A 26,006-nucleotide genomic window follows, 5' to 3' on the forward strand; every position below is an offset into this window, starting at 1 on the left:
TATAATATACATTACAATTATTATTTTTCTGGAATCTCATCTACACTCCTTGACTCAACTCGCTCAAGAAATTCCTTATATTCTCCTTTAGATCTCTTTTCCCAATACTTTATAAGTAAAAATTCCTTTACTTCATCTTCATCCATCACATCTTTAAAACTTAAATAACTCGCTAAAGATAGAACAATCAATACAATGCTAGTCATTACTTGCGTTACATGTGCTATCTTCCAAGCTGTTGGGGTGGAATTAGAGTAGTCAAAAGAGAAATTAAAGAATGTTACTGAAGCACTGTAGAGTATTATTTCTATTAAGGAATCGCTCTCTATCTCTACATCAGCTTTTTGATTTTTCTCTAACTGTAAGATATTTCCTTTGTTATCACAAATAGGCTGTGATTCAGCCATTTGGCCTTTAACTACTTCTATTTCTATCGTCTTAAAACCCACTAGCTCACAAGAATTATTTAAGGTAAAGCCTATTATTAATGAGTACAGAATAGAAAAGAGCAATATTATTTCTATGTAACTGTGAACTGCAAGTGATATCCTTTCGAGAACTTTCTAATAGATGAATTTCTCCAGTTATCATAAAACTTACTCTTCGTGATGGAACCACCTTCTGCTAACTTATGAAAATAGAGTACCTTCTTTCTTACAACATCTTTAAAGAATGCATATACGACTTCAAAAACTCTAGAGACTATACGCAAGATAATTAAATATAATAAAAATACTTTAATATCCGATGATGATACAGAATCCAGATTAATAAACATAAGGATAGTAATAACATAAATAACAATCATCAAGTTAAACCAATTAGAAAAGACAATGAAATACCTTAATCTGTTTTTTTCCTCTGTTAGAGTTGTATAGGACTTACCTTTTAAAGTTATAAAATCATTTTTATCAATTTCATTAAGCCTATACGAGTCCGATGTCAATATACTCTTATATAAGTTTGAAAAGAAGTAATCTGGACTAATTAACAAAAGAAATTCTTTTAATGAATTCCCTTCATCAGAATCCACCTCAAATTTTTTGAAATTACTTTCCGGCTTAAATTTCAGAAATTTATAGTTGATCAAATGAAATGGTATGATATGTATGAACAGCGAAATAAGTATATTAATTAAAAATGCAATAATAAATATTATTAACTCCTTGGGAAAAAAAGGAGAATACGAACAAATAAATAGAACTATTAATGTAATTATAGATGCAGCAACAAACACCCCAATAATCTTTTTCAAGTTCTTATATTTGAACTTTTTTACATAACATATCGTATAAAATAAGATGGCCATTAAGGGTAAATTATATAATAGTGATATAACCCGTAGCCAAAGTTCACTATTAATCCTCGGATAGAAACCATTGTTAAATAAAATAAAAAGCTGTATTAGTATAACTAATATAAATAATCCAAATACTCCCTTTTTTATATTACTCATAACCTTATATGTGCTTTGAAGCTCACTTCCAAACTTAATATATTTATTTAGAAAATCTTCCATTATACCCTCCTAAATACCATTAACTATAATTACCTCGTTACATCTTCTATATTTTAACAAAATTCACCTGATTTTTGAGAATAAAAAATCATAGTAAAAAGTTAAATTAGAAATCTTATCTAAAAACAACATAAACATACTCATTTTGTTGATAATGAGTATGTTTAAATATATAATTATTTAATAGAACATACTCAAAAACAATAAAATGAATATGTTTAATTTAATCTTTTTACTTTCTAAAAGTATCTGTATATAAGATAAAGGCCATAAAAAATGCTCATTAATGAATAAACATACTCATTATTAATTATTATGAGGATGTTTAACCCTCATAGAGTAAAAATTGGAGGATAGAAATGAGAATTTATGATTACAGTTTATTAAAAAAATTAATGCTCCCAATGGAAACTGTTAGTTTAATTTCAAAAATTAATGAATATAAAGGCAAACAAGAGCTATATAAAAAACAAGCTCCACAAATCTTAAACACTTTAAAAGATGTTGCTGTAATCCAGTCTACTAAAGCTTCCAATGCTATTGAGGGCATAATCATTACAGACAAACGTTTAAAAGGTTTAATGGAAAACAAAACAGAACCGTTTGATCGTTCTGAAGGTGAAATAGCTGGATACAGAGATGTCCTTAACTTAGTACATGCGTCTTATGATGGTATTCCAGTTAACACAAGTGTAATCTTACAACTCCATCGTCAACTTTATCACTACATCCCAGCTGAGGGTGGACGTTGGAAGAATGCCGATAATGTTATTAGTGAAAAATTACCGGATGGAACAAAAGTAATTCGCTTTATTCCTGTATCAGCATTTGCAACTCCAGCCGCTATGGAATCACTCTGTTTGGAACTTAACGAAAGAATGAATAAAAGCGACGTTGAACCGCTCATCTTAATTAGCCTATTTATTTTAGACTTTCTTTCTGTACATCCCTTCAATGATGGTAATGGTAGAATGGCCCGTATTCTTACGCTACTCCTGCTATATAAATCTGGCTATGAAGTCGGAAGATATATCAGTCTAGAAAAAATTATCGAGGATACCAAAGAAAGTTATTATAAAACCCTGAACCAGTCTTCACAGGGATGGCATGAAAATAGTAATGATATTTTCCCTTGGATTAATTATATATTAAGCACCTTTATTGCAGCTTACAAAGAATTAGAGTCTAGAGTGGGGTTTGTTCAAACTGGCAGAGGTAATAAGGCAGAAAGAATTAAGAAATTCATCGAAAACAAAATCGGATATTTTACAAAAGAAGATATACGAAATGCATGCCCTGAAGTTAGTGAATCTACAATAAATCGTGTATTAAATGAGCTGAAAGATAAAAACCTTATTGAACCAATGGGACTAGGTAGAACAGCAAAATGGAAAAAAACACAATAATATTTATTCAATAGTTATTAAGGAGAGGTGTTTATAATGGATTTTCTAAGAAATGGCGTGATATTCAATATTAAGGCGATTAAAGAACAGAGTCCTACAGTCTGGAATAAGTACAAAGATTATTTTAATGACATTGAATTGGAAAATGAAGAAGAAGTTTACCTAAATTATCTCTCAGATAAGATGGATGGAAAAGTATTATTTAACTTTCTAACAGAGTGTCTACCAAGTGAAATGAGAGCTAAATTAAAAGAATAAACTAGAAAAACGTCCTCGTATAAAGGACGTTTTTCTAGTTTTATCGGAGCGTTGTCTTCTGATGATCATAGCAATAAATTTTTCCATCAAACTTCTTATTTGAAAGACAGTATGCAGCAACCTTTTCCGAAACAGGCTGGCCACAAGTGGTACACTTCTTTTTTGATTCAATGCTTTTCTTTTCTTCCTTCTTATCGTTAATTGACCTTGAATGCTGTTCCCGCAACTTAGAGTCAGTAATGTTGGCTTTACTAATGATCGAATATATTTGGTCAATTTCACCACTACTTAAAACAGGAGTTTTATCCTGTAGCTTAACAACAGAAACCTTCCTATGAATAAACTCTGAAAGTTCAATATCATAAAGAATTAAGTCATCAGAGCTAATCTTTCTCAACTCCTGATCCACTTTAAAAGTGCATCTTTTTGTAAAGGACACTAATGAAAAGAAATGATTATGTAGTTTCTTATCGACTAAATCTTTTAATACCTTGATATGACCATAGTTTTGAAAAAAGGGATTCATCATCTTGAACTTTCCATTTACTGACCATTCTTTTCTTTCTCTTCCACCATATATAGTACCTTGATAATTTTTTGTCTCTATAACAAAGATTCCATATGGTGTGATCACAACATGATCAATTTGAGAAAATCCTGAAATTGACTTTGGGTTCGTAACCATGATATCTGAAAGGTACTTATACTCTTTAGGTAATTGCCTAGTTGAATATCAATTTTGTACTCCCCAATTTCTCCCTTTCTAGCAGCAACATACTCCTTCGTTTTCTTCTCAGCAATAATATCTTTTGAATTTTTACTTTCTTCTTTAATAATTTCCTTTTCATCTTTCTTCTTAAATATATTAAAAAACATAATAATCGGTCTCCAATCCATATATTCCCTATATATCTTATCGACTAATCTTAACTTTCTTTTAGTTTATATAATGAGATTGCGGGAATATGTCGAACAAAAAATGGCTGTTGCTGAAGGGAGCTTACCGCAAAGTAGTATTTATTTTTGTTTTTTTGTCTATGATTATTCTGAATATTAAAAGAATGGAGGTGTTAACTTTGAAGGTGAATCCGAGTAATTACGAAAAGATCTCAGATTTTTTAAGTGACTTTATGGAGGAAATTAATATTAGTTCTTCTGATTTTTCAAAAAGGCTAGATGTCTCTCCACAGTATATTTCGCAGATAATGCATGATAAGAAGATACCTAGTGAAAAAATACTTATAAAATTAAGTGACATCTATCATGTTCAATTGAATGATTTGATGCAACTTCGACAAAAAACCAAGGATATCTTGAATCATGGTAATCCCACCTTACCGGTTGACCAAACGAAGGGTAATGAGAAAACCGAAGAAAGTAATGAGGATAATGTAAGTGAAACAAACACATTATTCAGTAATCAAGGTATGGATACAGTTCACCCAGAAATTAAAGCAGTAATAGAAAAACTTAGTAGTTTATCAGATGATATTCAAGTAAAAATTTCTGATGATATCAGTGAGTTAATTAACTCACACATTCTAAATCTTATTCAAAAATACTCTTATAGAGATGTGAAAGAAGTGCTTAGAAAAACATACGATAATTGGAAGAGAATAATTAACAGTCCGGGGTATGAAAAGGAAGAATCCGTTCATTTCCAAGAAGAATTAGAGGGGTACTTAGAGCTAAGTACTGAATCGTTGTTCTTTACATTATCATCAAATGAACACTTTTTGTATGTTACAACACGATATCAAGATCGTCAATTAATGGATGATCTCATAAAAATAGTCCCCGGCATAAAAGTGACTGAATACACGAATGGTAATCTTGGGAAAACATATAAAAATGCGGCTCTCTTTAGAGTATTTATTTTTAATCCAGCAACAATGGTTAAAGAAATGAAGCCACTACTCTCAGATCATAATTTGAATATAAATAAAATCACATTTGAAGAATGTCATATTGAACCTTTCTTCAAGGCTTAAACGAGGTGTTATTTAATTGCACTATAGCGAAAATTATGACTTACCTTTTTATCAAAACCAATTCATTCGGCATTTAAAACGTAAACACTATTCGGAAGAAACGATCACTGGCTACTCAAAAGATTTAAAATCATTTAGTGAATTTATCTACTTTGAGTATGAAGGTAAAATTCTATTAGAACAACTACATCGTAATGATCTATTGGATTACCTAACACATCTACATGAATATAAAGGATATAAACAATCTTCTGTCCAAAGGCACTTATCGACTTTAAAGTCTTTCTACCGGTTCTTGGTAGATGAGATTGGCTTTAATGAAAATATAGCAAGCAAGATTAAACATCAAAGCATCTTTACACCATTACCGCCAATACTGACTGAAGAAGAAATTGATCTGTTATTAGATAGCGCAAAGGAATATCAGCATTATTTTTATGTCTTGATTTCTTTTCTCTATTACACAGGTAGTCGTATTACAGCTACAATCAGGCTAGAAAAAGAGAACATCAATTTTAAGGAACGTAAGTTATATTTCCCGAAAATTAAAGGTGGAAGAGATCTATATCTCCCTATAAATGACAAGCTACTTCCAGTTCTAGAAGACTTTATAGACAATCATCCAGCATCTGAATATCCATATGTGTTCCATTCACCTAGAACTCCTTGGACTCATATAGATGCTCACACAGTAAGGACCCACTTATCTAGAATAAAGGAATTAGCAGGTATTGATAAAAGAGTAACACCACATATTTTAAGACATAGCATGGCTACACATCTTACTTTAAAGAAAGTGGACCAAAGCTTTTTAATGAATATTTTAGGCCAAACTGATCCACGATCTACAACAAGGTATCAACACTTAGTTGTAGAAAATCTCAGAGATCCACTAAATAAACTATAGAAAACTGTTTCTTTAGACTAACATGGCCCACCTTTTTTTAGCCTTTCACGGTATGTGATATTTAATCTACATTCCCATTATTGTCGTATCCACAGTTTTTAAACATCCTATATCTAAAAAACTCAAAAAGTCTCTCTTCGAATAACCTTAACATCCTCAACCACTAATTACCAACGCTATTCCACGCTAGCTAAAGCAAATAAAAAATTACTTAGTAGCAAATAATAAGAGTAAATTTAACTGGAGGTGTTAAACTAAATGGTTTATAACCTTTTTAGGTTTATGAGTTTATTCTTGTTAACTAGCGAGTTACAAGTGAAACTAGAAGATTTGCTTCTGATAAAACCGGAACAGTTAAATCTTGAATATAGAGAATTAACCATTAAAGATGAAACTTTTAAGCTTACGGAAGAATCTACTGTTAGTTTAATGAACCTGTTATATTTCTTACCGGATGAGCATCCGTTTGTCTTTCTCTCGGCAAATTAATGATCAATAAATTAATGCTATACCTTCGAAAAAAATGAGAAGTTTAGTATACCAGACTTCTCATTTTTTTATGCATTTTTTTCTGAAATACGCTAAAAATACCCATTAAAAGGAGGTAATGGGTATTGACGGAAGAAAATGATGAAGATTGGAAGGTAGAGTTTTTGAATTTACCTTCTTATGAACAAATACACTTTGCTCAAAAAATTGCTTTAGACAAGCAACTAAGAGAAGAGTATATTAAACAGTTAAAAGCAAGAAATAAAGGATTTAAATGAAACTAGGGTTAAACCATTTGGTTTAACCCTAATTACTAATCAACCATTTGTTTAAATTCAAATGATTTATAGTTTACTTTCTTAACTACTATTTTTAACTTTCTTTCTAACATAACTTCTTTTAACCTTTGGTGTTTTTCGTGGTTAATTAAATAAGTGTAACTATCTTCATACAAAGTCTGTTTATTGTAATAGTTATATATCTCTTGCAGCTTCTCATGTAATAAGAATGTTCTTTCAATGAAACGTTGATAAGAAATATTTAACGTTGCATATTTCAATTCCAATTCATCTATTTGATCTTGGATACTGTTTGTTTCTTTTTTGTATTCGTCTGATCTTCGAAAGTCTTTTGGATTTTCCAAGGTTTGTATATACTCTAATAATTGTGGTGTTAAATGCTTATCTAACATAGAGTAACCGCATTTTTCACATTTATATCTTATCCCTTCCTTACCCTTAAAAAATTGGGAGCATTCTGAACAAGATATTACACCTGAGAACAAGTGAAAGTGGGAACCCACACTTCTAAACCGTTTCTTGCTTTGAAGGATTGATTGGACCTCTTTGTAAACTTCATCTGAAATAATAGGTTCATGCGGCACATCAGAATCTCGTGTATATTGTTCTCCTTCTTCAGTTCTTTTGGTGCTATATATAAATCCTGTATATGTTCTATTCCTTAAAGTATAATATACTTTTCCGTAATCCAATTTTACTCCAAAATCATTATCGTTATATTTTTCCAGTAATTTGACTACTTTAGGAATACTCTGAAACTCTAGGAAAAATTGAAAAATATCTTTTACTATCTTTCCATATTCATTTACATAAAGCTTTCGATGTTCATCCCTTGAGTAGCCAAAGGGAATTTTATTATAAGCATACTCACCTTTCTTTAAAGAGGCTGCTGTTGATTGCATGATTCGTTTATGGCGAGCTTTATTTTCTTCTGAAGCATTTATAGCTACCTGAACTATTTCTGTTTCAGTCATCTGTGAGAGATACTTTTCTTCAACAATACTAATACACTCAATTCCTTTTCCTTTAAGTTTCATTAGGAAGAGAGACATTTCAAAGTCATCTCTTCCTAAACGATCAAAGAAGGGTACTAGTATTAAATCCACCAAATTATGTTCTACTAAATGCATTAACTTTTGAAATCCTTCTCGATTCTGATTTAAACCAGTCTTATGCTCATCAATAATGAACTCCTTCACACTCAGTTCATGTTCTAAAGCAAATTCTTCTACAATACACTGTTGCTGATAGATGCTATCAGTAGGATTCAAGATCCCTGATGTTCTTAGATAGGAATATATCTTCGTCAACCATTTGAAGTTCGAATGGTTCTTCATTGTTATTCACCTGATTAAAAAGATTTTGATGAAACTTGATGTATATGTTCTTTTTATTAAAATCAACTAACAATAAATAAGGAACTACTACTAAACCCTTCTCAGAAATGCCTGTTTCCATATACTTTTGTAAGTTATCCATAGAAGTACCTTTAAGAAGCTGATAGAATCCCTTTTCGAAAAACAACTGTTGTTGTAACTTTGTTTGTTCTTTTTGATTGGCTTCTTGTAACCTTAATGATTTCTCATTTTGGAAGTAAAGTTGTGATTTAATCTCTTTTTCCCTTTGAACAAGCTCCTTTAGTTTCTTAGTAATAGAATACAGATGCGATTCGATATGGTGCATTTTTTCATTCAGTAGGTCCTTTAGAATAGGCTGCTGAATCTTGTTTCCTGTTAGTAAAGTAACAAATCGATCCCTAACTAAACTTATAAATAAGTTAATACATATTTCTCTTTCGCATGATGGACATCTAAAACCGCCATTTTTTAATTCTAAGGGTCTAAAGCACTCAAAACACAATGAAAGATCTGGCATATGTTTTTTGGCTTTATTCTTGTTTCCACTAGATTCCTGATCCAGCTTTCTCTTTACATATTCGAAAGTGCTAATTGAAACAAGTGATTCTATGGTTTCTACTTGTTTGGTTTCTTTATTTTTCATAAACACACTTGATAGAATACCAGCATAAACAGGGTTTCTTAGGATGTATTGAACTGATTTGTAACTCCATTGTTTACCACGCTTGGTTAAGCCAAATTCAGTATTTAACCAATTCGCTATCTTTCTTAGACTCATTCCCGATAAATAAGCCAGAAATATGCTTTGGACAATCATTAGTTCGTTGTTTAATTCCTTGTCCCTTGTTTGGTTAACTGAAGCTAAAACTAATTCCTTCTTTTTGAAATTTGAACATATCCAAGTGGTTTGAATGTAGAGCGATAAAGATTACTGTAAACAACCTTTGCTTTTCTTCCTTGACGCAATCGTTTCTTAATAAACCTTCTGTTTTCAGCTGCTTTGGCTGCATTAACTAGAAAGGTTGATCTAAAGTTTCTTATACTGGTATTAGTTTCGTCTGCTACAAAGACTATTTCTTCAACCAGTTCAGTAATTTCTAGCATCAGTTCAATACTAGTACTCAGATCACGAGCTAGTCGCTCCTGATTATAAAAGATTAAATAATTAACCTTTTCATCTTTTTCTTGCACATAATTTCGTAAGAAAGCCAACATCTTGTTTAAATCCGGTCTACTTTTTAGTACACCACTAACACCAATATCGCTATAGATATTGATTAACTCTAGATCATGTTCGTCAGCATACTCTTCAATTTGGTTCAATTGGTATAGAACACTTTCACGTTCATCTTCTAATCCACTAACATAGATAGATTTTCTAGCATAACCAATAGCTGTTTCAGTCATGATACTCAAACCTTTTACTTTTTAGTTAACATTTATTAACTAGTTTAATATGTAACTAATTTACGATGATTAGTTGGGTAAAGGGTAAAATAGTTACAAAAATTCACAAGTCACCTCCAGTTAATAGTTAAGTAAACTAGAAAACTTAACTAAAGGTACAAAATAAAAAAACATACCTTCCAAAAGTTAGATGGTATGCTAGGAGTATTTTTCAGACTAGATAATATTATGCATGTTATTTTGAATTTTTTAAGTAAATAAAATTCATGTATATTCAAAATCATAAAAAACAGTACTTAATAATTTATAAAAATGTAAAAGAGAGCTACTCTTAAAAAGAGTAGCTCTCCATTTATAGAATGTGGGGAACACCACAGTTCTAACATAATTTTATTTAGAAGTTTGGAAAAAATCTGTTCCTCAATCCATAATTCTCCTAAAAAATTTATACCCTTTAAAAAAAGAAAAACTCTATCGAGAAAGATCTCTTTAGAGTTTTTCTTCTAAAACTTTTATTCCTTAAATTTTGCTATTAAGGTAAGTTCGAATTACTTCGCAGTTACTGCAGAAGTTGAAATTGAGTTACCTTTAACAGCTGAGAATACTGCGCTGTTTGCTGTAGCAGTTACATCAACAATATCGCTGCTAAGAGCTTTAACAACTAAAGCTTTATCAAGGTCAGTAATCGCAGATTCATCTAATTTTAGGTATAGTGTATCATACGCATCTCCAGCAACTAGTGCAGTATCAGAAGTATCTTCATATACACCTTCGAAATCTGCTCCTAAGTCATTTCCACCATAAGTTACTTCAAAATCAGCAGCTTCAATAGCATCAAGTGCAACACTATCACCAATAAGTTCTGAGAAAGAAAGTTTGATGTATAGTTCTGGTAAAGTATCTCCAGCTTCTGATGCGTCATCCGCAACTGTTACTAATGAAGCTGTATAAGTTGGAGTAACGTTCTCAACTAAAGAAACAGTAGTATAATATGGGTAGCCATTTCTACGCCATCTTTTGTTTTAACACCAGTAACTGTTACATTTCTAGAACCTGTAAGGTTATTAGAATCTTCTTTAAGAGTTAATGTAACAACACTTCCACCATCAGCAGATAGGATTTCAGCTTTTTCTACAACCACACCATTGATGCTGTAATTAGCAACATTAGTTGCAGATGGACCATCAACTGGTTGATTGAATGTAACTTTAACTTTACTTGAAATTTACTAGCAACTGCAGAAACACCACTTACAGTTTGCTTAACAGTTGGAGTATCTTCACCACGAGTGAATGTAATCTTAGTAGTACCTAAGTTATTTACTCCGTCATCAACAGCACCAGTTAATGTTACAGTATAATCTGAACCCTTAGTAATAGCAGCACCTGAACCAGTAAATTCAACATCCGCTAATTTCACTTTGTACTCTTTGTTAGCTGTTGATACTGCAGTAAGACCAGTAAGATCAATAGTTCCAGTAGTTGTTACATAGTCTTTAACTTGTGTTGCTGTAAGAGCAGTAATTGTATTAAGTGTAACAGCCTCATCAAATGTTAAGTGTAGGTATTCATAACCATCAGTACCCTTTTTAACTTCTGATTTAACAAGAGTTGGAGCTGTAGAATCAGCTGAGAAAGTTAATAGTTTAGAGAATGCATCACTTTGCTCACCAGAAAGGTCAGTTACAGCATTGTCAACTAAACCAACAGTATGGTATCCAGCACTAACAGCTGCGAATTCTACTGTGTATTTTGTTTTATCAGTAGTATCTTGAGTGATAATTGCTTCTGTTCCAGCAAGAGCAGCTGTAGCATCGTTTGCTGTACGTGCAACACCGTCAATTGTAAAATCAGCTTCAGTTAAGTTATTAACTTCTTCGCTAAACTTAACTTCTACTTTATTTAATCCTTTTGGAGTAATTGAAGAAACAGTTGGTTTAACACCATCAAGTGAACCTTTAGATAATGAAACTGTTAATGGATTTGGTGAAGAAAGATTTAATGCATAGTCTCTAGCTCCAATAACTGTTGCAACAATTTCTTTTCCAGCTGTAGCATTAACATCTGTGATAGTTAAGTCAACATAACCTTTATTAATATTAGCGTTGTCAACACTCACTCCTGCTGAAGTTCCGTCAGCAAATTTAAATGACCAACTTCCTTCATTGTTTAAAGGCTCAGAGAATTGAACACGAGTAACGCCTGCTGATAACTTAGTAACTGAAGTAACTGAAGGAGCTACTTTATCAGAAGCACTGATTACTTGAGAAGTATATTCAGCAACCTCTTCTTCATTAACAGTTTTAATAGTATCATCAGTTGTAACAGTGAAGTTTACATCGTTTAATGCACCTGATACTAGAGTTACTGTTAATGTTTTTCCATCTTCACTTAATTCTGCAAGTGATGCAGAAGTTACTGAGAATGATCCTGTACCACTAACTTTTGTAGCAGCAACTACAGTTCCTGATAATAAAGTTCCATCTGCAGAGTCAATAACTGTGTCCGCATCAATAGCTTTATTAAAAGTAACTTGGAATTGCGCACCGTTAATCGCACTTACAGATTTAACTGCAGGAGCTAAAGTTGCTTCGTATGCTTCAACTGTAGCAGTTTCAGTAGCACGTAATGCTGCTTCGATTTCTGGAAGTTCAGGGTATACGCCTTCTAGATCAGGGTATAATTCTCTACCAGCTTCTTTGATTCCTACAGCGCGCTCTTTTAAACGATCTAATTTAGCTAAATCCGCTTCAACATTTGCAGTGTTACCAGCTGCGATGTCAGCGTTGATTTGGTTTAATAGATTGAATTGAGAAACTTCAAAGATGATTGCTTCACGAGTAAGCTTAGCATCTAATAAGAAACCTTCTTGGAAAGCTTCACGAACAGCTTCTCCACGTACTTTACCGATTGTTCTTTCTGCTTTTTTGATTGCAGCAGATAGAGTATCGTATTGAGCTGCTACGTCTTCAGTGATTACTTCACCAGACTGTACGAAGTCATAAACTGGAGTAGTAGCTTCAGCTAATTCACCAGCTACGATATTTACTGCATCGATGTAACGAGCAGCGTAAGTTTGTAATTCAGTAGCTTGAGCAAGAGTAGCTTCGTAGTAAGCTTTCTCTTTACCAGAGAATGCAGCTACTTGAGCTTTTGCATTAGCAATAGACTTTTTAGCTGAATTGAATGCTGCTGTGAATTCAGCAGATACAGTAAGATCAGTGTTACCGTAGAATTTTGTTAATGCTTTTGCATTTGTGCTTGCTTGTACTACTGCTTGTTCTACTGAAGATGCAGCAGCAGCTCCAGCTGGGTTAGCAGCAACAACAGTTGTTACAGCTGCAGCAGCTGTTAAACCAAACTTTGCGACTTTCTTTTTAGACATTGTGTGTGTTCCCCTTTCGAGTTTTGAAAAATTATTGTTTTTATCAATAGGAGATATAGGTGTATAGCTAAATCCCTATTAATCTACTAACTATTCTAGCTATATTCTCCTGTACATTTAGAAATTATTTCATATTTTAGTAGAAAATTCAACTATTTTTTTAGTTAATTTCTTCTATTTTATGAAAACCTTTCTCCCAGTTGAATACATTACCAATAATATAACATAACTCGGAAAAATTCTAGTACTTTCGACTATTTTTATTTTCCAGTTTCTAGAAGTTTAATATTTCATTAAAATATTAAACTATGTTAACTATGGTAGAGTGCTAGGTAAGATGTATTACTATTCAAAATATATTTTATTTGAATAGCATGTATAAAACAACCTTACACCAATATTATCGACATAAGGTTGCAATTATTTAGACTTTTTTAAGATAAATTTTTAATGGATTTTCTTCCAATTGAGTGATATTCTACCTTATATTTTGTCGCTTCTTCTAGATCATAGCAGTTTCGACCGTCAAAAATAACCGGAACCTCTAACCAGTTCACGTAATCGTCAAATTTGATGCTTTTGATTTCATCCCACTCTGTCACGATGAAAACAACGTCTGCCATCTTCACAGCTTCTTCTGCTGAATTTGTATAGATCGTTTCTCCTGGTAGTAGTTTTTTCGCATTATCCATGGCGATTGGATCATAACCTACGACTTTAGCCCCTTCTTGCACTAGTTCATGAGCTAAAGTGATTGATGCTGCTTCACGCATATCATCTGTGTTAGGTTTGAACGCAAGGCCTAGTAATGCAACTGTTTTGCCTTCCAGTGATCCAAAACGTTCTTTTGCTTTCTTAAGGAGTAAACGCTGTTGTTCGTTGTTTACCTGGATAACAGATTTTAATAAATTAAACTCATGTTCAACGAAGCTTGCGATTTGAACAAGTGCGTTTGTATCCTTTGGAAAACATGACCCTCCATAGCCTATTCCGGCCTGCAAGAATTTATTCCCAATTCTATCGTCCATTCCCATACCTTTTGCAACATCACTTACATTAGCCCCTAATTTTTCACATAGGTTAGAAATTTCGTTAATGAAACTAATCTTTGTAGCAAGGAATGCGTTTGATGCATACTTGATCATTTCAGCACTTCGGATATCTGTTTTATAGATTGGAATGCCGAATGGTTTGTTTAGTTCTTCTATAATAGCTGCTGCTTGCTCTGAGTCTGCTCCAATGACAATACGGTCACCATTGAACGTATCAGACACAGCAGAGCCTTCACGAAGGAATTCTGGGTTTGAGACTACTTCAACGTTTACGTCTTTAGCAAGGTACTCTAGAATGATACTCTTTACCCTTTCATTGGTTCCAACTGGCACTGTGCTCTTTGTGACAACCACTGCATCGTTTTGAAGGTTCTGTGCGATGTCTTTTGCCACCTGCTCAATGAAGCGTAGATCTGCCGTACCATCTTCACGTTGAGGAGTTCCTACTGCAATATAGGCCACTTGTGCGTTGTTGAAAGCCTCTGCGTGCTTTGTTGTAAAGTTTAGGCGACCCGCTTTATAGTTTTTCACCATAAGCTCTTCTAAGCCTGGTTCAAAGATTGGTGAGATGCCTTGTTTCATTCGTTCTACTTTTGATTCGTCAATGTCTACACATGTGACGTTGTGACCGATATCGGATAGGCATACGCCGGTAACAAGACCAACATAGCCGGTTCCTACTACTGCAATTTGCATATTACCTGCCTCCATTATCTTTGCTGACTACCTCTTTTAAGTACTCATACACTTGATTCTTTAAATCATCGCGTTGTAGAGCGAAGTCAACAGATGCTTTAATAAAGCCGAATTTATCTCCTACATCATAGCGAACACCTGTGAATGGGTACGCTACAACAGATTGAATGTCGTTTAAGATTTTTAATGCGTCTGTTAATTGAATTTCTCCGCCAGCACCTGCTGGTAGATCATCTAAAATATTAAAAATGTCTGGAGTTAAGATGTAACGACCCATGATCGCATAGTTAGATGGAGCCTCTTCCTTAGCTGGCTTTTCTACTAAAGAATCAACCGTAATAACTCCTGGCTTTTGCTGGTCCTGCTTAGGAGCGATAACTCCGTATTTCGATACATCCTCATCAGGTACAGGCTGAACACCAACAACAGAGCACTCATATTTTTCATACATATCAATTAATTGCTTTGTACATGGAACATCTGATTTAACGATGTCATCGCCTAAAAGCACCGCAAAAGGCTCGTTTCCGATAAAACGACTTGCACAGTTAATTGCATGGCCAAGACCTTTTGGTTCCTTTTGACGGATGTAGTGGATGTTTGCAAGGTTTGAAATTTCTTGAACTTCTGCAAGAACTTTGTCCTTACCTTTTTTAGCTAGTGTTTCTTCTAACTCATATGATTTATCAAAATGATCTTCAATTGCGCGTTTACCACGGCCACTAACGATCATGATGTCTTCGATTCCAGATGCAACAGCTTCTTCAATAATATATTGAATCGTTGGTTTATCTACGATTGGTAGCATTTCCTTTGGTTGTGCTTTTGTTGCTGGTAAAAATCTTGTTCCTAACCCTGCTGCAGGGATAATCGCCTTACGTACTTTCATGGTATTTCCTCCCCTATTTCAAATACGTTTTTTTAACTGCATTGAACGCATAGCCGGTAAAACTAAACACAGAGCGAAGTAGACCGAGCTTTTCAACGTCTCGGTAAACTTTCCATGTTTGTTTTGCAGCTTTTACTTTGTTACTAGAAATTGAGCCTGGCACCAATCGGTAATAGGCTAATACCTCTTGAAGACCATGTGCTTTGATGCCTCGTTTTAAAATCGAAAGCCATAGAGCGAAGTCTTGTCTTGTTCTGATGTTCGGCATTTCGATTGGACCTGTTTTTTCTATATTCACAACAGCTGTTAAGCAGCCAATGATTGTATTGCTTAGTAGACCGTTATAATCGATATTCCTTGGGACATCTATGACGCGGTCGAGCTTATTGCCGTCCACGTCCATTAACTGATACTTTGAATATGTAAACGCGTAATCATTGATTTCCATGAATTCGATTTGTTTTTCGAGCTTAGTAGGCACCCATAAATCATCGCTATCAAGGAAAGCAACATACTTGCCTTTAGCTGCTTTGATGGCTGTGTTACGAGCAACAGCAGCCCCGCTGTTTTCTGTTAACTCTATTAGTTTGATTCTGCCATCTTTTTCTGTATACTCTCTTATTACTTTTCGTGATTCGTCCTTTGAGCAGTCATCCACGATTAGCATTTCCCAGTTTTGATAGGTTTGTGCGAGTACTGACTCAATCGTTGCCGGGATAAACTTTGTACTATTGTAAGAAGGTGTGATGATCGATACTAATGGCTTGTCCACGCTTTTCCCTTCCTTCTATAATAAATTCTTTTGATAGAGGGAAACCATATAAGCAGCGTTTTCCTCCCATTGGTAATGCTTTGACACATGCTCGCGTCCAAGCTTACCCATCTTTTTGCCTTCTTCAGGGTTATGAATGAAGTAAATCATTTTGTCTGCGATCGCTTGAGCATCCTTTGTTGGGATAACGAAGCCTGTTTGCTTATCTAGCACAACCTCAGGCAGTCCACCAACATTTGCAACAACAACCGGAACTTCACAGGCTTGAGCTTCAACTGCCGCAACCCCGAAGCTTTCACTATCAAGAGTTGATGGCACAAAAAACACATCGAACTCGTTGATTTTGTTCGGAACTTGGTCATGTGGGATTTTCCCCGTAAAGGTTGTTTGGTCAGCAATGTTTAACTCTTGAGCCAAATTCTGATATTCCTCAAGCTTTGGACCTCCCCCAACAATTGTGAGGTGTGTGTTTTTATATGTTAGCTCGTCCACTTGCTCCTTAAAAAGAGCATACCCTTGTAGCAGATAACGAATACCGTACTTTTCTGTCATCGTTTTAACAATTCCGAAGTTTACCTTGTCCGATTCAGTACGTACTTCATTCGGCTTAAACACATCAAGGTTCACACCAAATGGAGTTACTTCGATTTTCTTATCTGTATATTGAGCTGTTTCTACCTTCATGACTTCACTCGTTGAGCCAATCATGTCAGCTTTTCCCAATGCATATTTTACCATATATGTATTTAAAGCACCTTCTTTTGGGAAGTCAAAAATATCCATTCCCCAAACCGAAATCACATACGGGTGAAAATTCGCCAGTGCTCCGATCACTCCATAGCTCGATACATAGTGAGCATGAAGAATATCCGGCTTCTCCTCTTTTAAAATTTTCTTAAGAGTTGATACCGTTAAAAAATATGTTAGTTTATTTGAACCTACATTAAGGTAGCGCGTTTTAACGTTTTTCCAATGCGAACGATCTTGATCATCCTTGTGGCTGTCAAAGCTAATGTTGATAATGTCAAAACCTTGTTTATCATAATAATCAAGGAACTTTTTTGTGTGAACATTACTTGCTGGTCCTAAGACGGCAATCTTCATCTCTTAGTTCCTCCCTTCTTTTATGCGCAGCATATCGTTTGCCACCTTGCGTACTCTTGCATACCAGCTATGGTTTTCCCATGCTTTTAGCTCGATGTTTTGTTTTGTTTGATTGTAGGTGTCAGGCTGCAAAAGGTCGAGAATCGCCTTTCCGTATTGTTCTGGATCAACTGTTGACACAGCGCCAAAGCCTTCTTCTTGTAAAAGCCTAGCTTGAGCATCACAATCTGTTCCCACAACAGGCAAGTGGTGTGAAAGATATTCGAACAATTTAACAGGCACAGCAAAATCATGGTACGCATTTTTCTCCCTTGGGATAAGTGCCAAGTGGGAACGGTCGTATACTTCGATAAGCTGATCCCCTGATAGATGACTCACCTTTAACCAATGATATTGCTCGTACTTATGCATTTCTTGATATTTAGTGTACTCATTTTCACGGCAGACTAATTCAAGATTAATCACATGATCGTTTTCATTTAGTACTTTGAATGCTTCAAGAAGCATTAGCATTCCTACTTGATCACTAATTCCACCGACGAAAACTGCTTGATATGGCTTTTCTAGCTTTAATGAAATGTTGTTTCTTATTTCTACTTTCTCCATTCCAGGAGGCAGTTCACTTACTTCACCTTGCCAACCCACATATTTGTTCATTTCTAATGAAGGAAGATATAAGAGATCAACATACTTCTGGTATGTTTTTAGCTCCTGCTTGTAAACTTGTCTCATTAAATAGCGTAAAAACTTGATTCCTTTTGGCGGTACATACATGTCGTCAAATTTCCAATACACATCTCGATAAAACAAGCTGATCGGAATGTTATGCTGTTTTAATGTATTCCAGAAACCGCTGTCTAGCTTTACGTTTTTAGGCTTGCGATCTGGATCTGTGAACCAATAAGGCATTGTGCTGTTTTCCATGTAACAGAAAAGGGCATTGTTGTAGTCGTTACGCGCATGATAATGTTCGATTGCAGCTTGTCTTTCTGACGTTGTTCCAGAAATCACAACTAACTCAAGACTTTCTTCTTCACAATATTGCTTAAATGCTTCAACAATTCGTTTCGGTCTAACACCTGATCCGCTTTTCGGATTTTTTTGCAGTTCATATGGAAAGTACACGAGAATGTGCTTCATCTATTTCGTCCCTCAATTCAACTAGTTTCGTTTTTCGAACTACGACAAAAACTCCCGCCACTCCTATCTATGGATAGGTTCGTCAAGACGGGAGATATTGTTTTACTTATAAAAATTTAATGTGTTTTGTAGTCCTTCTAGTAGTGATGTTTTCGGATTCCAGTTTAACTGCTCCTTCGTCACTTTGTTGCAAAGGACACTCTTACGGATATCTCCGCTTCGTTCTTCTTTATAATTGACTTCCAAAGAAGTTCCTGCTGCTTCTTGCATCGTTTCAAAAAGCTTGTTCACAGTAATTTCCTCTCCGGAAGATACATTCAATGTTTGATTATGACCCATTGTTAATGCAGAAACATTTGCCGCAGCAACGTCTTCTACATAAACAAAGTCTCTTGTTTGCTCACCGTCACCAAAGATTGTCGGAGCTTTTCCATTTGCTAAGCAATCAGAAAAAATCGCAATAACTCCACCTTCACCGTGTGCATCTTGGCGAGGCCCGTACACGTTAGCATAACGCAAAATGGTGTAATCTAGTCCAAATGTTTGACTAGCCATTTTTAAATAATATTCAACCGACAGCTTTGAAACCCCATACGGAGATAATGGGCTTGTCGGATGATTTAAATCGACTGGTAGTGAAACAGGATTTCCGTAAACAGCTGCAGATGATGCAAACACCATTTTCTTCACTCCATATTTCTTTGCCAGGTTAATTAAATTTACTGAACCACGTATATTTACGTTTTCATCGTACAATATATCATTTATTGAAGAAGCTACACTAACCTGTGCAGCTTGATGAATAATCGCTTCAGGTTGAAAATCCTGGATCACTTTCTCCATCAAATCACTGTTGATGTCACAATCCATAATTTGGACACTTGGATCTAGATTTTTCTTGTGTCCTGACACAAGGTTATCAACCACATATACATCATGCTTTTCTCGAATTAATTTATCGACGATATGTGAACCGATAAATCCACATCCGCCAGTTACAAGAACCTTCATACTAGAGATGTCCTCCTAAAGCTACCTAGCACCTTCACCTGTAAAGATAACTCTTATTGTCTTAATTGCCGTGTTTAAATCTAATAGAAATCCCATGTTTTTTATATAAATTAAATCATATTCTAATTTTTCTTTTGGTGTAATGTCGTAACCGCCATTCACCTGCGCCCAGCCAGTTAAGCCCGGCTTCACTAATAAACGCATTTTAAAGCCTGGAATGTCACGCTCAAACTCTTCTGTGAATTCAGGTCTTTCAGGACGAGGACCAATTAAGCTCATGTCCCCTCTAATCACGTTAACTAATTGCGGAAGCTCGTCAATACGTGTTTTACGAATAAACGCGCCCACTTTCGTTACACGAGGATCATTCTTACTTGCCCACTGTGCGCCGTTTTTCTCGGCATCTGATCTCATAGAGCGAAGTTTGATCACGTTGAAGTTTTTCCCTTTATAGCCTACACGCTCTTGGAAAAACAATGCATTACCCGGTGATTCCAGCTTAATCAAGATCATCGTGATTAAAACGATAGGGGTAGCAAAGATTAAGCCAATGCTTGCAACTAGAATGTCAAAAAAACGTTTTAAATATAAGTTATATACTGTTTCCTTCGGTATTACGGCTAATCGTTGATATGAACTTGTTTGAAATATTGTTGACTCTGCTCGATTTATTGCCATCCTTATCACCTCAAATACTAAAAACATGGCTATCAAAAAAATAGAGAACCTTCTAGTGGTACTCATATAGTTCAAACACTTTTATTAACAAATCATCATAAAAAAAATATCACTTGGAACGCAAAAGGTCAACAAGAACATTTAGAATTACTGGATAAATAATCCTCAATTTGTTTTTCTTTTGTCATAGCAGATCAGAGACAGAAGTCCTACAATTACTTATTAATGTAGGTAACCTGAGCGCTTTTCATTCACATATTGTTAAAAAAGTGCTTAACACATTAAGGCAAATATACTTTTTATACAATTGCCTCAATCAGAATATTTTCTAATCAGCGGGTTAAGCTAGGTTCGTCATCATACACTTCGAACCTTATCTTTCTTTTGTAGCCGTTCCCCTAAGAAACTATACAACATTCCTATCCATCCTACTATTGGAATTTGCAATTTTGAATAGAAAATATGATAAATTTGTGAAACTTGTTTTGCCTAGTTAGCGTCTAACTACTATATAACCCTACATAAGAAAAAAATAACCTTAATTTTTATATAAATCGTCTACCATACTTGAAAAAGATTCTAAAAGCGGAAAGTTTGATCATACATGTTCTCTCTTCTGAAAATCCAAACTATAAAATAGACTTGTCACCATTATACACAAATCCGACAGGTTCTAGAATGATTTCAACAATTTTTGACAAAAGAGGATTGTGTAACCAGTCCCGGTCGCTCTATAATTTTCTTAGACCTAAAACAAAAAGGATGAACTAGATATGAGAGAAGCTAGAAAAAAGAAGAAAAAATGGCTTTGGATCACCTTAAGCATCATTGGCTTACTTCTCATCAGCGTGGGCAGCTATGCCTATTATATTTTTCAATCAGCAGCCAATACAGTTGAGACCATTCACGAAGATATCGATCGAGAGGTTTCAGAAAAAAGACCGGAACAAGTTGTGTTTACAGAAAAAGACCCAATATCAATTTTGCTAATGGGCGTGGATGAACGTAAGGGTGACGTTGGGCGCGCTGACACTCTCATCTTAATGACCGTCAATCCAAATACAAACTCAACGCAAATGGTCAGCATCCCTCGTGACACACGAACAGAGATTGTTGGCAAGGGCACTCAAGATAAAATTAACCACGCATATGCCTACGGCGGTACACAAATGGCGATTGATACGGTTGAAAATTTTTTAGACGTTCCTGTTGATTATTTTGTAAAAATCAATATGGATAGCTTTAAAGATACGGTTGATGCAGTTGGCGGTGTTACAGTGGAGAATACATTAGACTTCTCCTATGATGGCCATGATTTTCCAAAAGGCACACTAACTTTAGATGGCGAAGAGGCTTTAGCCTACACACGGATGCGTAAAGAAGATCCCCGCGGAGACTTTGGACGCCAGGACCGCCAGCGACAAGTCATTGAAGGGGTAATGAAAAAAGGAGCCAGCATTACTTCGATCACTAAATTTGGTGATATGTTTAATGTTGTCCAACATAACGTTAAAACGAATTTAACCTTCGATGAGATGTGGGACATTCAAGAAAATTACAAAGAAGCTAGTGGAAATCTCACTCAGTTCCAGGTCGAAGGTTCCGGAGATAAGATTGATGGGGTTTATTATTATATCGTTCCTGAGGAAGATCGTTTGGCGTTGTCGAAGAAATTGAAGGAGCATTTGGAGATTTCGGGGACGACGGCTAGTGTGAAGTAGGTTATTGGGATACGGGAGAATGGTTATCTTCGAGTGTGTCTCGATAATGGTATTATCGAGACAGGGCTTGGGTGGTGGACCGCTTTTCTGTTTTGATTCTGCTTTTATTGAGACAGGATTTGGGCGGTGGATTGCTTTTCTGTCTCGATTCTGATCTTATGGAGACAGGACTTGGGCGGTGGACAGCTTTTCTGTCTTGATTCGGCTCTTATGGAGACAGGACCTGGGCGATGGATCTCTGTTCTGTCCCGATTTGGCTCTTATTGAGACAGGACTTGGGCGGTGGATCGCTTTTCTGTCCCGATTCTGCTCTTATTGAGACAGGACTTGGGCGGTGGATCGCTTTTCTGTCCCGATTTGGCTCTTATCGAGACAGAACTTGGGCGGTGGATCGCTTTTCTGTCTCGATTTGGCTCTTATTGAGACAGGATTTGGGCGGTGGACAGCTTTTCTGTCTCGATTCTGCTCTTATCGAGACAGGATTTGGGCGGTGGATCGCTTTTCTGTCCCGATTCCGCTCTTATCGAGACAGGATTTGATCGGCGGATCGCTGTTCTGTCCCGATTCTGCTTCTATCGAGACAGGACTTGATCGGTGAAACGCTTTTCTGTCCCGATTCTGCTCTTATCGAGACAGGACTTGATCGGTGAACCTCTCTACTGTCCCGATTCTGCTCTTATCGAGACAAGACTTGATCGCCGGATCTATTTCCTGTCTCGATTTCTTAAACACAATGCATATAATTTTGTTTCATTCCATATTCTTTAAGGATATAGTATGTAAGGAGGGATTTTTAATGGAATTTTCATTTGGATTTATACTTTCTATTGTAATCGCGATTTACTTAGCAATTGATGCACCAAAGCATAACCGCAACCCTTGGCTTTGGGGGATCTTAGGATTTATCTTCGGTCCGATCGTGCTTGGTATTTATTTAATTAAAACTGGACGTAAAGTGGCAGGTTGGATCATTTTAATTATCTCAATTATCCTGATCATTCTCGTGATTCTGTTGTTTGCAGTCGGTATTTTCTTTGTCATGAATGGTTTTAGCGGTTATTAAAAAAGTCCTTCACCCGAAGGACTTTTTTTATTTATACTCCCATACCACTTTCCACTCTTCCTCATGCAAAACGGCATACACATCCTGCTCAACCGTGAACGTTCCAAATTTACTTTTAAACGTTTGACTCACCATCATCTTGAAAGCAGTCGGAAACGTCTCGGCATCTTTAGCCATTTTAAAATTCTCGACCTCTTCTTCCCCATCTACATCATATGAAAAGGTCGTCACTCCATAATGGCTCATATAAATATGCGAACGCTCCGTCACATAGCTGTTTTTCGTAAACCTCGCCTGCATGCTCGGATGAAAAAGCTCCCACGCACTACCAAAGTCACCTTCTTGCTCATACTCATAAAAAGCCTTCACGACATCTTCAGGATCATTCGCTCCAAAGTCTGAGATCAAGCGAACTAGAAAAAATCCACCTACCACTATCACAAGACCGATCAAAATAATCGGCAGCTTACTTGATGAACGTCTTCGCATTTTGGACACCTCTCTGCCTGTCTAATACAGAGTATGATGAGGAGTGGTGAGATATTCTTTATGTCTATGGACGGAAAGATTGTTATGGATAATTATGGTATTATTGAGGGAGATGATTTAAAAGGGGGAAAACCGATGGAGTTAACGTTTGGAGATTTTCTGACCATTGTTTGTATCCTTATTGTGTTGTATGTCATTTACAGACTCTCAAAAATAAACTATCAATTAAATATGATCATCAAACACCTTGGCGCTGATAAAAAAGAAGTCGTTCCCAATGATGAGATTGAAAAAGAATTAGAACGGGAATTAAAAAAATAAGGTACGAGGCTTATTGCAATTTTCATCCGGATCTAACATAGTATAAGACGGATTTGAATTTTTTAAGGAAGTAGTGTGACGGAATGAAGGATGCTATTTTATTTCTCGTTAACATCGTTAATTCCATTCATGACATTTTAATTGTTTTGATTAACGATATGCTCGGACTTCAGATGACCGATAAAGATATGCATTTTTGGATAATGGGCTTTATTGGGATTGGCACGTTTGCCGTTGTTTATCTTTTTACAAAATGGCTGGCAAAGCTTCCATTCGGCCTGCATCTTGTTGCGTTTATTTATACATTAACCTTTATGTTCGTGCTTGTCTTCGCCATTGAAATTCAGCAGGCTATTACAAGTCGGGGAAATATGGAATTTATTGATGCGGTAGTAGGTTTGTGGGGATATATTGCGTTGTTCCTCGTGTATGCTGCAATCGCTGCGGTGCTTTTGATTGTGAAGAGGTTTTTTAGTAAAGGGAAAAAGAAACGTGATTTAAGGCTTTAATATATAGAAGGAACAGATATAGGTCTGTTCCTTCTTCTTATTTTTATAATGCTGTAAGATATCTCTTTTTCTCCACAAAATAAAGCCCACTCTTTAAAGCCAATTTCTTTTAGTCTTTTTTGAACAAGCTCAAATTCATCGCAAATTCGCTCAGGTTTGTGAGCATCAGAACCGAATGTTACTTTCACATTATAATGTAGAGCTCTTTCTAAGATTTCATCAGACGGATACCATCCACCACAATACTTTGTTTTACCCGATGTATTGATTTCGATTGCAACGTCCTCTTGACCAATGACTTCTAATGTTGAATCAATCATATTTGTTTCAATCGCAGAAAACTCAGGATAATAGCCTTTCATCGCGTCAATATGACCTAAAACCTGAAAGAAGCCGCTTTTGGCTGACTGTTGAATGAGTCGGTAATACTCTTCCTTTACCTCAACCTGCTCCTGTGACGTTAACCCTTCCCAGCGACCTTTTTTGAAAATATTCACATCGTGCACATAGTGAACAGAACCGATTATGTAATCAAACGGATACTTGAGAAGCTGCTCACGATAAACATTAAAATGATCCGGGAAAAAATCACTTTCCATGCCTAGTAGTACATGAATTTTATCTTGATATTTTTCTTTTAAAGAAAGAACTTCCTCCACATATTTAGCAAGATCACTTTTTGCCATAGCAATGCCAGGATATAGCTGATCCTCTTCACTGTGAAAATACGGAGTATGATCAGAAATCCCAATATACTTTAAGCCATAATCAATCGCCTGTTTCACATAATCTTCAATCGTTCCAAGTGCGTGTCCGCAACGCTCGTGATGTGTATGTAAATCAAATTTCATGTTTCCAGCCTCCTCTATTTAACGCCTCTTCCGTTATCTTAGCGTATCCTGTTAATTTTATCCATGATGTGTTTATAAGTTTTGAAAAGTGACCAAGATGGAGAAATGGAAGGAGGCTTTGATGATGATTGATATGAGAAGGGTTACGATTTTCGCATTTATTCTTTTGGTTATTATCTATCTTGGTAGCAAATATGTATTGATTGATGAAAAGGAGTCACCAACTAGTCATACACCTCAAAGGCAAATTGTGAAGGAATTAGAGGTTCCTGGCCAGACTGTTTTTAATCCTACAAAAATTGGTCATGTTGAGGTTAGCTCTGTTGAAGAAATTAAAGCTAGTTATCAGCAGAAGTTTGAGGCTTTGGAAGCCGAAACGAATGAGAAAATAGAGGCCTTGTTCCTCCAAGCAAAAAATGATTATCAAGCGTTTTTAGAAGCTGGAGATGGCACCCTTAAAGAGCTTTATAAAAAATACGCAGATGAAGGTCAAAAAATTGAAGACGAAACTGAAGCTGCGTTCAAAGCTCTATATGAGGAGATGTCTAAGGAGCTCGTCTCAAACGGCTATAACGTGGCTGAGGCTGAAGAGTTCAAGAATAAATATATGGAGCAGAAAGAACTCCGGAAGTCCGAGATTTTGGAAAAGGCACTGTCGATTGTGCGAAATTAGGAAAAGCCTGTGTCTGGTG

Annotated in this window: 29 protein-coding genes; 11 read left to right on the top strand and 18 right to left on the bottom strand. The window is 35.6% G+C overall.

Going from position 1 to position 26,006, the window contains the following annotated elements; genetic code table 11:
• Positions 1–20 precede the first annotated feature (20 nt).
• Together MVE64_RS11500 and MVE64_RS11505 are read right to left on the bottom strand one after the other, a co-directional pair.
• Positions 21–407, bottom strand: a complete 387-nt coding sequence (locus MVE64_RS11500) for a hypothetical protein (protein WP_247346529.1) — start codon at positions 405–407, stop codon at positions 21–23.
• A gap of 113 nt (positions 408–520) precedes the next feature.
• Positions 521–1,519: a hypothetical protein gene (locus MVE64_RS11505; protein WP_247346531.1), complete on the bottom strand. Its 999-nt coding sequence runs from the start codon at positions 1,517–1,519 to the stop codon at positions 521–523.
• A 359-nt stretch (positions 1,520–1,878) separates the two neighbouring features.
• Here MVE64_RS11505 and MVE64_RS11510 point away from each other — a divergent pair, with 359 nt between their 5' ends.
• Together MVE64_RS11510 and MVE64_RS11515 are read left to right on the top strand one after the other, a co-directional pair.
• Complete coding sequence (locus tag MVE64_RS11510; RefSeq protein WP_247346532.1) at positions 1,879–2,925, top strand: Fic family protein; 1,047 nt, start codon at positions 1,879–1,881, stop codon at positions 2,923–2,925.
• Positions 2,926–2,961: 36 nt separating this feature from the next.
• On the top strand, positions 2,962–3,183 hold the full coding sequence (locus tag MVE64_RS11515) for a hypothetical protein (RefSeq protein ID WP_247346533.1): 222 nt from the start codon (positions 2,962–2,964) through the stop codon (positions 3,181–3,183).
• A gap of 40 nt (positions 3,184–3,223) precedes the next feature.
• On the opposite strand, the gene MVE64_RS11520 is transcribed toward MVE64_RS11515, so the two are convergent.
• Both MVE64_RS11520 and MVE64_RS11525 read right to left on the bottom strand, forming a co-directional pair.
• A complete protein-coding gene (locus MVE64_RS11520) occupies positions 3,224–3,868 on the bottom strand; it encodes a nuclease-related domain-containing protein (RefSeq protein WP_247346534.1) in 645 nt (214 codons plus the stop codon).
• A complete protein-coding gene (locus MVE64_RS11525) occupies positions 3,814–4,059 on the bottom strand; it encodes a hypothetical protein (protein ID WP_247346535.1) in 246 nt (81 codons plus the stop codon). Before MVE64_RS11525 ends, MVE64_RS11520 begins: the two co-directional genes overlap by 55 nt.
• Before the next feature lie 206 nt (positions 4,060–4,265).
• Between MVE64_RS11525 and MVE64_RS11530 the strand changes: the two genes are divergently transcribed.
• From MVE64_RS11530 to MVE64_RS11545, 4 genes are all read left to right on the top strand, one after another.
• Positions 4,266–5,174, top strand: a complete 909-nt coding sequence (locus tag MVE64_RS11530) for a helix-turn-helix domain-containing protein (RefSeq protein ID WP_247347034.1) — start codon at positions 4,266–4,268, stop codon at positions 5,172–5,174.
• Positions 5,175–5,190: 16 nt separating this feature from the next.
• Positions 5,191–6,081 carry a tyrosine-type recombinase/integrase gene (locus MVE64_RS11535; protein WP_247346536.1) on the top strand — a complete coding sequence of 297 codons (891 nt, stop codon included), beginning with the start codon at positions 5,191–5,193 and terminating at the stop codon, positions 6,079–6,081.
• A gap of 258 nt (positions 6,082–6,339) precedes the next feature.
• Entirely contained in the window at positions 6,340–6,570 is a 231-nt protein-coding gene (locus tag MVE64_RS11540) for a hypothetical protein (RefSeq protein WP_247346537.1), read from the top strand.
• A 125-nt stretch (positions 6,571–6,695) separates the two neighbouring features.
• Complete coding sequence (locus MVE64_RS11545) at positions 6,696–6,848, top strand: hypothetical protein (protein WP_247346538.1); 153 nt, start codon at positions 6,696–6,698, stop codon at positions 6,846–6,848.
• Between the two features lie 35 nt (positions 6,849–6,883).
• Here the strand turns inward: MVE64_RS11545 and MVE64_RS11550 are convergent, their stop codons facing one another.
• The 12 genes from MVE64_RS11550 to MVE64_RS11605 all read right to left on the bottom strand — a co-directional run bounded on the left by MVE64_RS11550 (position 6,884) and on the right by MVE64_RS11605 (position 20,426).
• Positions 6,884–8,206, bottom strand: coding sequence for a recombinase family protein (locus tag MVE64_RS11550; RefSeq protein WP_247346539.1), 1,323 nt, complete (start codon positions 8,204–8,206; stop codon positions 6,884–6,886).
• Positions 8,127–9,044, bottom strand: a complete 918-nt coding sequence (locus MVE64_RS11555; protein ID WP_281730479.1) for a recombinase family protein — start codon at positions 9,042–9,044, stop codon at positions 8,127–8,129. Before MVE64_RS11555 ends, MVE64_RS11550 begins: the two co-directional genes overlap by 80 nt.
• Positions 9,045–9,094: 50 nt before the next feature.
• On the bottom strand, positions 9,095–9,634 hold the full coding sequence (locus tag MVE64_RS11560) for a recombinase family protein (RefSeq protein ID WP_247346540.1): 540 nt from the start codon (positions 9,632–9,634) through the stop codon (positions 9,095–9,097).
• Positions 9,635–10,604: 970 nt separating this feature from the next.
• Positions 10,605–10,775: a hypothetical protein gene (locus MVE64_RS11565; protein WP_247346542.1), complete on the bottom strand. Its 171-nt coding sequence runs from the start codon at positions 10,773–10,775 to the stop codon at positions 10,605–10,607.
• Entirely contained in the window at positions 10,766–13,018 is a 2,253-nt protein-coding gene (locus MVE64_RS11570; RefSeq protein ID WP_247346544.1) for a hypothetical protein, read from the bottom strand. The genes MVE64_RS11565 and MVE64_RS11570 overlap by 10 nt, the downstream gene beginning before the upstream one ends.
• Before the next feature lie 434 nt (positions 13,019–13,452).
• Positions 13,453–14,766, bottom strand: a complete 1,314-nt coding sequence (locus MVE64_RS11575; protein WP_247346546.1) for a UDP-glucose dehydrogenase family protein — start codon at positions 14,764–14,766, stop codon at positions 13,453–13,455.
• 1 nt (position 14,767) lies between these two features.
• A complete protein-coding gene (gene galU, locus MVE64_RS11580) occupies positions 14,768–15,655 on the bottom strand; it encodes a UTP--glucose-1-phosphate uridylyltransferase GalU (protein WP_247346548.1) in 888 nt (295 codons plus the stop codon).
• A gap of 13 nt (positions 15,656–15,668) precedes the next feature.
• Positions 15,669–16,427 (bottom strand): glycosyltransferase family 2 protein, encoded by a 759-nt coding sequence (locus tag MVE64_RS11585; protein ID WP_247346550.1) that lies wholly within the window; start codon positions 16,425–16,427, stop codon positions 15,669–15,671.
• 15 nt (positions 16,428–16,442) lie between these two features.
• Positions 16,443–17,531 carry a glycosyltransferase gene (locus tag MVE64_RS11590; RefSeq protein ID WP_247346552.1) on the bottom strand — a complete coding sequence of 363 codons (1,089 nt, stop codon included), beginning with the start codon at positions 17,529–17,531 and terminating at the stop codon, positions 16,443–16,445.
• A gap of 3 nt (positions 17,532–17,534) precedes the next feature.
• A complete protein-coding gene (locus MVE64_RS11595; RefSeq protein WP_247346554.1) occupies positions 17,535–18,671 on the bottom strand; it encodes a glycosyltransferase in 1,137 nt (378 codons plus the stop codon).
• 102 nt (positions 18,672–18,773) lie between these two features.
• Positions 18,774–19,682: an NAD-dependent epimerase/dehydratase family protein gene (locus MVE64_RS11600; protein WP_247346556.1), complete on the bottom strand. Its 909-nt coding sequence runs from the start codon at positions 19,680–19,682 to the stop codon at positions 18,774–18,776.
• Between the two features lie 21 nt (positions 19,683–19,703).
• Complete coding sequence (locus tag MVE64_RS11605) at positions 19,704–20,426, bottom strand: sugar transferase (protein WP_281730480.1); 723 nt, start codon at positions 20,424–20,426, stop codon at positions 19,704–19,706.
• A gap of 707 nt (positions 20,427–21,133) precedes the next feature.
• On the opposite strand from MVE64_RS11605, the gene tagU reads away from it, so the two are divergent.
• Complete coding sequence (tagU, locus tag MVE64_RS11610) at positions 21,134–22,081, top strand: polyisoprenyl-teichoic acid--peptidoglycan teichoic acid transferase TagU (protein WP_247346559.1); 948 nt, start codon at positions 21,134–21,136, stop codon at positions 22,079–22,081.
• A 796-nt stretch (positions 22,082–22,877) separates the two neighbouring features.
• The gene (locus MVE64_RS11615; RefSeq protein WP_247346560.1) at positions 22,878–23,144 is read left to right on the top strand and encodes a hypothetical protein; all 267 of its coding nucleotides are present in this window, start codon (positions 22,878–22,880) and stop codon (positions 23,142–23,144) included.
• A 27-nt stretch (positions 23,145–23,171) separates the two neighbouring features.
• On the opposite strand, the gene MVE64_RS11620 is transcribed toward MVE64_RS11615, so the two are convergent.
• Entirely contained in the window at positions 23,172–23,633 is a 462-nt protein-coding gene (locus tag MVE64_RS11620) for a nuclear transport factor 2 family protein (RefSeq protein WP_247346561.1), read from the bottom strand.
• Between the two features lie 60 nt (positions 23,634–23,693).
• Here MVE64_RS11620 and MVE64_RS11625 point away from each other — a divergent pair, with 60 nt between their 5' ends.
• Complete coding sequence (locus MVE64_RS11625) at positions 23,694–23,954, top strand: hypothetical protein (RefSeq protein WP_247346562.1); 261 nt, start codon at positions 23,694–23,696, stop codon at positions 23,952–23,954.
• Positions 23,955–24,037: 83 nt separating this feature from the next.
• Positions 24,038–24,463, top strand: coding sequence for a hypothetical protein (locus tag MVE64_RS11630; protein ID WP_247346563.1), 426 nt, complete (start codon positions 24,038–24,040; stop codon positions 24,461–24,463).
• On the opposite strand, the gene MVE64_RS11635 is transcribed toward MVE64_RS11630, so the two are convergent.
• Positions 24,460–25,314, bottom strand: coding sequence for a histidinol-phosphatase (locus MVE64_RS11635; RefSeq protein ID WP_247346564.1), 855 nt, complete (start codon positions 25,312–25,314; stop codon positions 24,460–24,462). The two genes, MVE64_RS11630 and MVE64_RS11635, sit on opposite strands and share 4 nt — an antisense overlap.
• Before the next feature lie 121 nt (positions 25,315–25,435).
• On the opposite strand from MVE64_RS11635, the gene MVE64_RS11640 reads away from it, so the two are divergent.
• Positions 25,436–25,987 carry a hypothetical protein gene (locus tag MVE64_RS11640; RefSeq protein WP_247346565.1) on the top strand — a complete coding sequence of 184 codons (552 nt, stop codon included), beginning with the start codon at positions 25,436–25,438 and terminating at the stop codon, positions 25,985–25,987.
• The last annotated feature ends 19 nt before the right edge of the window (positions 25,988–26,006 follow it).

Origin of the sequence: Metabacillus endolithicus, from assembly GCF_023078335.1 — a bacterium.
In the GTDB taxonomy this organism is placed as follows: domain Bacteria; phylum Bacillota; class Bacilli; order Bacillales; family Bacillaceae; genus Metabacillus; species Metabacillus endolithicus.